At 65.5% G+C, this 8,453-nt stretch carries 7 protein-coding genes and 1 pseudogene; 3 read left to right on the forward strand and 5 right to left on the reverse strand.

Annotated features, from left to right (window positions below; genetic code table 11):
* Positions 1–47: 47 nt before the first annotated feature.
* A complete protein-coding gene (gene proC, locus DF200_RS08300; RefSeq protein ID WP_109137817.1) occupies positions 48–842 on the forward strand; it encodes a pyrroline-5-carboxylate reductase in 795 nt (264 codons plus the stop codon).
* Positions 843–1,023: 181 nt separating this feature from the next.
* On the opposite strand, the gene DF200_RS08305 is transcribed toward proC, so the two are convergent.
* Positions 1,024–1,668, reverse strand: a complete 645-nt coding sequence (locus DF200_RS08305; RefSeq protein WP_109137807.1) for an alpha/beta hydrolase — start codon at positions 1,666–1,668, stop codon at positions 1,024–1,026.
* Between the two features lie 81 nt (positions 1,669–1,749).
* Positions 1,750–2,286: a GNAT family N-acetyltransferase gene (locus DF200_RS08310; protein ID WP_241520206.1), complete on the reverse strand. Its 537-nt coding sequence runs from the start codon at positions 2,284–2,286 to the stop codon at positions 1,750–1,752.
* Positions 2,287–2,561: 275 nt separating this feature from the next.
* Between DF200_RS08310 and DF200_RS08315 the strand changes: the two are divergent.
* A pseudogene (locus tag DF200_RS08315) lies at positions 2,562–3,719 on the forward strand (trans-sulfuration enzyme family protein); the annotation flags it as partial.
* A 205-nt stretch (positions 3,720–3,924) separates the two neighbouring features.
* Here DF200_RS08315 and DF200_RS08320 read toward each other — a convergent pair.
* From DF200_RS08320 to murI, 3 genes are all read right to left on the reverse strand, one after another.
* Complete coding sequence (locus DF200_RS08320; RefSeq protein WP_109137809.1) at positions 3,925–5,301, reverse strand: FAD-dependent oxidoreductase; 1,377 nt, start codon at positions 5,299–5,301, stop codon at positions 3,925–3,927.
* A gap of 361 nt (positions 5,302–5,662) precedes the next feature.
* Positions 5,663–6,505 (reverse strand): patatin-like phospholipase family protein, encoded by an 843-nt coding sequence (locus DF200_RS08325; RefSeq protein ID WP_109137810.1) that lies wholly within the window; start codon positions 6,503–6,505, stop codon positions 5,663–5,665.
* Positions 6,506–6,629: 124 nt separating this feature from the next.
* On the reverse strand, positions 6,630–7,406 hold the full coding sequence (gene murI, locus DF200_RS08330) for a glutamate racemase (protein WP_109137811.1): 777 nt from the start codon (positions 7,404–7,406) through the stop codon (positions 6,630–6,632).
* A 119-nt stretch (positions 7,407–7,525) separates the two neighbouring features.
* Between murI and dapF the strand changes: the two genes are divergently transcribed.
* Positions 7,526–8,446, forward strand: a complete 921-nt coding sequence (dapF, locus tag DF200_RS08335; RefSeq protein WP_109137812.1) for a diaminopimelate epimerase — start codon at positions 7,526–7,528, stop codon at positions 8,444–8,446.
* Positions 8,447–8,453: the final 7 nt, after the last annotated feature.

Here is an 8,453-nt window from a genome sequence, read left to right on the forward strand (position 1 = left end):
GGACGCCGTTCCCAACCGCCCGACGACGCATCGGAAAGGACCAAATGATGGCTGGAAAGCATATCGGCGTTATCGGATTCGGCAACATGGGCGGCGCTATCATCGGCGGCGCCATCGAACACGGCGTGGTCGAGCCGGGCGACGTCACCGTCTACGACCCCAACGACGGCAAGATCGCGTATGCGAAGGACATGGGACTGAACACCGCTGCCGACGAGCGTGGCGTGGTGGCCGCCAGCGACATGGTCCTGCTCGCCGTCAAGCCGCAGATGTTCGCCGACATGGCCGTCAGGGCCGGCTCCTTCGATGGCAAGGCCATCCTCTCCATCATGGCCGGCGTGACCGCCGAACGCGTGCACGACACCGTGGAGGGCGAGGCCCGCGTGATGCGGCTCATGCCCAACACCCCGGCCCTCGTCGGCGCCGGCGCGTTCGCGTTGAGCGCCGACAGCGACTTCACCGAGGAGGAAAAGACGTTCGCCAAGGAGCTGTTCGAATCCCTCGGCATCGTGGAATTCGTGCCCGAACACCTGCTCGACGCCGTCACCGGACTCTCCGGCAGCGCCCCCGCCTTCGTGGCCATGTTCATCGAGGCGCTCGCCGACGGCGGACTCAAGGAGGGGCTGCCGCGCGCCACCGCCTACCGTCTGGCCGCGCAGACCTGCCTGGGCGAGGCCAAGCTGATTCTCGACAAGGGTATGACGCCGGCCGCGGCCAAGGACATGGTCACCTCGCCGGCCGGCACCACCATCGCCGGATACGCCGTGCTTGAGGAGGCAGGCTTCCGCGGCACCGTGATGAAGGCCGTCTCCGCGGCCGCACAGCGATCCCGCGAACTATGAATCGCGGCGATCGCCCATCTCCAACCGGTTCCCCCGCTGAGGGGGACCGTCCCGTTGACCCCGTCCATGGAGTCGCCTATCGCGACCGGCTCCCCTCGCCGAGGGGAGCCGGTCGGCGCAAGCCGACTGAGGGGAGAGGCACCCTGATGCCCGCTCTCCTTGGGGTGAAAGCGAACCGCCGTCAGAACACCGGCCCTGCCGCACCGATCGACTGCAGGAACGCGGCCACGTCACGCATCTCGGGCATGTTGATGCTGTGCGCCATGCCCGGATACACCTTCTCGGTGAGCGTGCCATGCTTCCGCCAGAACGCGCCCATCGCCGCCACATCCTCCTCGGGGAAGATGGTGTCGGCGGCCCCATGGCCGTAGAACACCGGGGGAGCGATGGTCGCGAGACGGTCGTCACCCTCAAGCGCGCCCGGTGCCAGCCATCCGGAGAAGCACACCGCCGCCCGATACCGTTCGGGATTCACCCGCAGCAGATGACCGGCCAGCAGCCCGCCCTGCGAGAAGCCCATCGTCACCACGTCGCGGTCGACGGGGATGTTCGCCGCCACCCAACGGTCCACGGCCTCGGCCGCGGCCAGGGCCTGCTCGTCCAGCGACGCGCCGGTCGGTACACCCTCATGGTCCCATGTACCGAACCACGTGTACCCCATGCCGTAGTCGATCGGCGCACGCAATGACGCATAGTCCGCGTCCGGTGCACAGAACCGCAGCAGGTCGGGCAGGTCGTATTCGTTCGACCCCCAGCCGTGCAGCAGCACGAACACCGGCCTCTTCACATTGCCATTGAGCTTCGTCAACGCCTTCGTGATTTCCATGACCGTCCTTTCATCCCCTGGTATCTGTGGCATCCGGTGGCGTCCGGTATTCCCGACGACCCGGCATCGTCCATCACGAGTTTAGAACGTGATGCGCATCTGATGCCAGACCACGCCGCCGTGAGTGGACCCGGACACGCCCTCGTCCACGAATCCCAGACGGGCGTAGAACGCGATCTTCCCCGTCTTACAGGTCAGCACCACGCCGGCGCGGCCCTGCCCGCGCGCGTCGTCGATCACGCGGCGCAATACCGCGGAGGCAAGGCCCCGCCTACGGTACGCCGGCACCGTGTTCACGCCGAAGATCATCTGCCAGGCGCCATGCTCGTCATGCATCGAGGCGTCGGCGTACATCGCGTCCGCAAGGTCGCGTTCATCGGTCGTCATGCCGTTGACGAAACTCACCAGACGGCCTTCGCCGGCCTCGGCACCGTCGTCAGCAGTGTCGTCGACATTGGTGTCGTCGTCGAACAGCAGCCAGAAATGATTCGGATACGACTTCAGACGATGCCGCAGATCCTCCCGTGACGCAGCCTCCGCCGGAGGGAAGCAGGCCGCCTCCACGGCCGCGACCGCATCAAGATCGGCCATCGTCGCATGACGGATGAACATCGGCATCGCCCCTTTCCGACCCATGATGGCACTTCATGATGGTACTTCATGACGGCACCTCACGACGGCACCGATGGGTCAACGACAAAATCTATGACCGGCTATCAATCGTTGCCATACGGCCGCCGGTCGCACGCCATATAGATTTTACCTATGCTCGCGGGCTTGAAAGCGGCGTCATCCCGCGGTTAGCTGATTACCAACGGACTTTTCCATGCACGTCGCGGCGTCAGGCGGCCGCGACGCCTACGACGACCACGACAACGACGAAGGGGAAGACGATGGCACGATTGAAGACGCAGCTCGTACACGGCGTACCGGTGGACGACAACAACACGGGCGCGGTGAACCCGCCCATCTACAATTCCTCCACCTACACGTTCAAATCCGTGGAGGACACGCCTCGCTGGGACTACGCGCGGTCCGGCAACCCAACCCGCGAGTTCCTCGAACGGCAGATCGCCCAGCTGGAACACGGCTGTCAGGGCTTCGCATTCGCCTCCGGACTCGCCGCCATCCACGCCGCGCTCGCCATCTTCAAGCCCGGCGACCACATCATCGTCAGCGACAACATCTACGGCGGCACCTACTCGCTCATCAACGAGCACTTCACCCGATGGGGACTCGTCTTCCACCCCATCGACACCACCGACCTCAGGCTCGTCGACAAGGTCTTCAAGGCCGTCGAGGACGAAGGCGAGCACGTCGAGGCCATCTACTTCGAAACCCTCACCAACCCGCTGCTCAAGGTGAACGACACCGCCGCGCTCGCCGACATCGCCCACGAGCACGGCGCCATCGCCATCGTCGACAACACGTTCCTCACCCCGTACCTGCAGCGGCCGCTCGACGTCGGCGTCGACATCGTGCTGCATTCGGCCACCAAGTACCTCGCCGGCCATTCCGACGTGAACGCCGGCCTCGCCGTCGCCCGCGAGAGGGACATCGCCGAACGTCTCTACTTCTCCCTCAACCGTCTCGGCGGCGTGCTCGCCCCCGCCGAATGCGACGCCGTGCGCCGCGGCATCCAGACGCTGGCCCTGCGCATGGACCGGCAGCAGGAGAACGCGCTGACCATCGCCCGGTTCCTCAGGAACAGCCCGGTCGTCGCCGACGTGCACTATCCGGGGTTGTCGGATTCCCCCGACTACCATCTCGCGCTGCGCGAGCTCAACGGCTTCGGCGGCGTGCTCTCGTTCGAGGTGAAGAAGGGCGTGGACCCGGCCGACGTGCTCAACAACCTGCACGTGTTCCGACTGGCGGTGAGCCTCGGCGCGGTGGAGAGCCTCGCCGAGTTCCCCGCGCGCATGACCCATTTCGAGGTGCCGCGCGAGGAGCGGCTCAAGCTCGGCATCAGCGACGAGCTGATCCGCCTGTCCGTCGGCATCGAGGACGTGTTCGACCTGCTGGAGGACCTCAAACAGGCGCTCGACATCGCCGAGAAGGCCGCGTTCTCCGGCCGCAACGAGGGCAACCGCATCGCCGTGGACTCGCAATCGTTCGAGCGCGCGTTCGGCGGTGAGCTGGAGACCGGGAACGTGCATGACGTCAGTGGGGTGCGTGACATCAACAGCGTGCAGTAGTGGAGCAATGAAAAACCTCCCTCTGATGAGGGAGGTTGCACACCGTAAGGCGTGACGCGTCTCACGCCTCCGCGACGGCCTGCATGGCCACTGCGGCGAGGTAGTTGACGGGCTGGCCGAAGTTCGGCTGGAACAGCAGGTCCACATTCGCCAACTGGTCGATGGTGAAGCCCGCCTGGATGGCGATGGACACCGCGTTGGCGGCCTGCGCCACATCCGGCTGCTTCGACAGGAACTGCGCGCCCTTGATCTTGCGCGTCTGGGGATCCCAGGTGAGCGTGGCGGTCACCGGCGTGGTGGTGAGCATGAACGCCGGGCGGAAGTCCTGCGTCAGCGTGGTGGAACGCACGGTCACACCGCGTGCCTCCGCGCCGCCCTGAGTCAGGCCGGTGGCGGCCAGCGACAGGTCATACAGCTGCACGGCGCTCGTGGCCTGCGTGCCCATGTACTTCTGCGTGGGCTCCACGATGTTCGCGCCCACGAGCAGCGCCTGGCGCACCGCGTTCGTGGCCAGCGGGATGTAGTCGTACGTGCCGGTCGGGTTGTAGAACACGGTGGCGGAGTCGCCGGCGGCGAACACGTCCTGCGACGGCTCGCTTTCGCCGCTGATCGTGGCGCGCATGTATTCGTCGGTGGTGATTGCGCCGTTCTTCAGCATGTCGAGCTGCCCGGCGAACAGGTCGGTGCGCGGCAGGAAGCCAGCGCCCATGATCGCGCAGTCCACCTCGAACTCGTCCTCGGACGTCACCACCGTCACGGTGCCCGAATCGTTGAGACGGAACTCGTTGACCATATGGCCCAGCGCGAGCGTCACGCCGTGGTCGGTGAACGCCTTCTCCACCACGTCGGAGATCGGCTTGTCGAAGTTCTTCGCCAGCGCGCGGTCCAGACCGTCGATCAGCACGGACTGCACGCCGATCTCGCTGAACTGCTCGGCCAGCTCCGCGCCGATGTATCCGGCGCCGATCACCGCCACCCTCTTCGCGTTCTTCGCCATCTCCTTGATGGCCAGGCCGTGGCCCCAGTTCTTGCACAGCTTCACGCGGCCGTCCTCAAGGCCCTCGGCGAGCCCCGGGATCGGCGGCGTCACCGGCTTGGAGCCGGTCGTCACGACGAGCTTGTCGAAGTTCAGCGTGCTTTCCTCGCCGGTCTTCAGGTCCTTCGCGACGAGCGAGCCGCCCTTGACGTCCACGGACAGCACATCATGCTCCATGTGCATCGTCGCGCCCAGCGAGGCCAGCGCCTCGGGGGAGGAGTAGAACATCTTCTTCGGGTCGGAGACGTGGTCGCCGACCCACAGGGCGATGCCGCAGGACAGGAACGACAGCGTGTCATTGCGCTCGTAGACGTGCACGTCCCAATCGGGATGGGCCTGAAGGATGGACTGCGCGGCGAACGTCCCCGCGTGGGTGCAACCGACGATGGCTACGGTGGTCATAGCAAAACTCCCATGTTTTGTTGTATGTGTATCGTGACCCACTATAGAAGACGATTAAGGCAAATCGCGGCAACATGTTCGCTTTCAGATGACAAAACAAGCCCCGGCGGGATTTGTTGCATGGGTCGATGGCGGTGGCGCGGCGCAGTGGGAACATTCCCGCCGCACAGCGCCCCGGGGATGAATGCCGGCAGCGAATGCCGTCCGCGGCGATGACGGATTCGGCGTGTCGCCATCGACGCCGCGTGCGTCGCCGTGACGCCGTGACGTCCGTGTCGGTGACGTCCGTGTCGGTGACGTCCGTGTCGCCGATGACGTCGGGTCGGTCGGCCGCGTCTGCCAGGTCGGTCGTCAGCGTCGTCTATTCGGCGAGGAACCCGGCTATGGCCTTGGCGTCGGCGTAGCCACGCCGGTACATGAGATTCAGTCCCTCGTAGGACTTGTGCAGCGTGGACAGTCCGTACAGGTCGGTGGGGGCGAGGATCAGCACCCTGCCCTCGTCCTCGTAGCGTTTCGCCAGCTCCACCTCGTCGTTGTAGGTCTTATAGCGGTTCAGCAGCCGTTCGGCGGACGCGGGATACGAGCGGCGCAGAATGGCCGCCGGACCCTTGTCCCGCTGCTGCTCGCGCAGCACGTCCTTCGGTCTGGTGAGCACGACCACCACCTTGTCGCAGCCGTCGTCGAACGCCTTGCGCACCGGTATCGGGTCGGCAATGCCGCCGTCGAAATACGGCACGCCGTCGACCACATACGGTTCGCAGGCCACGGGGACCGCGCTCGACGCCTTGCAGATGTCGTAGTCGTCCTGATGCATGCGCGACTTGGGGAAGTAGTGCGGAAGCCCGGTCTCCGCTTCGGCGGCCACCACGTAGTATTCGATCGGGCTGTTCGCCACGGCATCGTAGTCGAGCGGGTCCTCGCCGTCATGGTTCGACAACGTGCCGTACACATAGTCGAGATGCACGAAGTTGCGGTCGTGCACGAAATTATAGGTGCTCGCATATTCGCGGCGGAACGCGTAGCTCGTGTAGAAGCGGTATGTGCGGTTCTTCTGCCGCGACAGCAGGCACGTCAGGTTCGCGCTGCCCGCGGACACGCCGATGGCGTAATCGATGCGCGTGCCGTCCTCCAGCAGCCGGTCGACCACGCCGGCCCCGTAGATGGCGCGGAATCCTCCTCCGACGTCGATGATCCCCGTCTTCATGACGACTCCCTTCAGGGTTCGCAACGGTACATGGCATGCCCCTTCAAGGAGGCGCGCCCCTTCATGCGCATGATCCCGCCATGCGTCATCTCCGTAGTCTACGACGTCAAAGGCGACTGTTCGTCTATTCTCCGAGCAAAGCGTGGGAAAGGTCGACAATGCGTTCGGAAGTGTCCGAATTATCGACGTCCACCGATCCGATATGGTCCTCCGACGCCAGGGCGCCCAACGATTCGAGGACGACCGCGAGATGGTTGACCGTGCCCTCGTTGCCGTCGATGATGGCCGTATGCGCGGGAAGCAGCTCGCGGAAATAGTCGCGGTAGAACACGAAATGCGTGCAGCCGAGCACCACGCTGTCGATGGAGTCCAGGTCGTATTGGTCGAAGTAGCCGTGCAACGTGTCCATGACGAGGTCGTGGTCGCCCAGGTCGCCGGATTCGACGATGCGGACCAGCTGCGGGCATGGCTGCTTGCGGATGTCGTGTTCGGTGTCGAAGCGATGCAACAGGTCGGCGAACTTGCGTTCCTTCAGCGTCAGCGGGGTGGCGGCCACGATGATGTGCTGACGCACGCCGTGGCCGCGGTCGCAGGCCACCTTCAACGCGGGTTCCATGCCGATGATCGGGATGCCGTAGCGTTCCCGCAAGTCGTTGACGGCGGCCGACGTGGCGGTGTTGCAGGCGACGACGATGGCCTTGGCGCCGCGTTCGACGAAACGGTCGCAGATGTCGAAGCAGAAGCCGCGGATCTCCCCGGGGGTGCGCACGCCGTACGGAGCATGGGCGCTGTCGCCGTAATACAGCACGGATTCGTGCGGCATGTCGCGGCGCAGGCGTCGGACCACGGAAAGCCCGCCAAGACCGGAATCAAACACTCCAATGGGTGCGTTCGACGACATATGACACTCCTTTTACTGGATGATGGGAACGCGATGCGTCCGATGGTACGGGAGGGGACATGCGTCCTCCCGGCGTCCGCTACCAGATTAGTCGGTTCACTGCCATAGTCTTGGGTTTCATGAGCATTCCCCAGACTGTTTACAAAGGACATGGCACCGGCAACGATTTCGTGGTCTACGCCGACCCGGACGGCGAATACGAGCCGACCGGCGACGAGATTCGCTTCCTCGACGACCGTCATTTCGGCGTCGGCGGCGACGGGCTGCTGCGGCTCACGCATCCTAGGCATGTGTCGGACCTGGACGCCGGACGGGTGGCCGCGTTCGAGGCTGCGGGCGTGGACTGGTTCATGGACTACCGCAACGCCGACGGCTCGCTCGCCGAGATGTGCGGCAACGGCACCCGCGTGACAGCCCTGTTCGCCCAGATAATGGGATACGCGGCCGGGCCGGGAGGCGAACCGTTCCGCCTGGGCACGCGGGCCGGCGTGAAGACGCTCACCTCGCTGGGCGCGGTCGAAGGGCTGGGACGCAACGTGTTCCGCATCGACATGGGCGCATGGTCCTGCGGGGCCACGAGGACGTTCGGCGTGACGGTCCCGGGCCACGAGGGCTCGGCCCGCGGCACGTTCGTGGACATGGGCAACCCGCATGTGGTCGCCGTGCTGGAGGACCTCAGCGGCAACGGGCTCGCCGACGACGCCTCGCTGGGGACGGTGGACGGGCTCGACCTGTCGGCCAAGCCGGTGGTCGACCCCGTGCTCGAATCCGACCAGAACGCCGAGTTCGTGCGGGTGGAGTCCATCGAACGGATCGCGGACCATGGCACGGCGTTCATGCGGGTGAACGAGCGCGGCTGCGGCGAGACGCTCTCCTGCGGCACCGGGCTGTGCGCCACCGCGGTCACCCTGCGCCGGCTGTCCGGCATCGACGACTGGACGATCGCCGTGCGCGGCGGCACCCTCATGGTGCATGTGGACGACGGAAGCGTGGAGCTCACCGGAGACGCCGCCATCGTCGGGCGGGTGGCACGGCTGTAGGGGGGGG

This window comes from Bifidobacterium catulorum, from assembly GCF_003129925.1.
Classification (GTDB): Bacteria; Actinomycetota; Actinomycetes; order Actinomycetales; family Bifidobacteriaceae; genus Galliscardovia; species Galliscardovia catulorum.

Coding starts and splice junctions, on each gene's coding strand:
- proC (WP_109137817.1), top strand. CDS start 48: ATGGCTGGAAAGCATATCGGCGTTATCGGATTCGGCAACATGGGCGGC.
- DF200_RS08305 (WP_109137807.1), bottom strand. CDS start 1,668: ATGGAAATCACGAAGGCGTTGACGAAGCTCAATGGCAATGTGAAGAGG.
- DF200_RS08310 (WP_241520206.1), bottom strand. CDS start 2,286: ATGCCGATGTTCATCCGTCATGCGACGATGGCCGATCTTGATGCGGTC.
- DF200_RS08320 (WP_109137809.1), bottom strand. CDS start 5,301: ATGACCACCGTAGCCATCGTCGGTTGCACCCACGCGGGGACGTTCGCC.
- DF200_RS08325 (WP_109137810.1), bottom strand. CDS start 6,505: ATGAAGACGGGGATCATCGACGTCGGAGGAGGATTCCGCGCCATCTAC.
- murI (WP_109137811.1), bottom strand. CDS start 7,406: ATGTCGTCGAACGCACCCATTGGAGTGTTTGATTCCGGTCTTGGCGGG.
- dapF (WP_109137812.1), top strand. CDS start 7,526: ATGAGCATTCCCCAGACTGTTTACAAAGGACATGGCACCGGCAACGAT.